Genomic DNA, 293 nt, shown 5'->3' on the forward strand with positions numbered 1-293 from the left:
CTGGGAAGGGGACCTGATCATCGGGTTGCGGCGCTCCGCGATCGGGACACTGGTCGAGCGGACGACGAGGTTCACGATGTTGATCCACCTGCCTCGTGAGGCCGGCTGGGGTGTGATCCCGCGGACGAAGAACGGCCCCGCTCTCGCCGGCTACGGGGCGATCACGATGAGCAAAGCCCTCGCCGAGACGATCACGACACTGCCCGAGCAGCTATGCCGGTCGCTGACCCGGGACCGCGGCAAGGAGTTGTCTGCGCACGCACGCTTCACGGTCGAGACTGGCGTCCCGGTGT

1 pseudogene is annotated in these 293 nt (G+C 67.2%); it reads left to right on the forward strand.

The annotated features are described in order from the left end of the window. Nucleotides 1-293 (forward strand): annotated as a pseudogene (locus tag AAH979_RS43250) (IS30 family transposase); the annotation flags it as partial.

Origin of the sequence: Plantactinospora sp. ZYX-F-223 (genome assembly GCF_039649625.1) — a bacterium.
GTDB lineage: Bacteria > Actinomycetota > Actinomycetes > Mycobacteriales > Micromonosporaceae > Plantactinospora.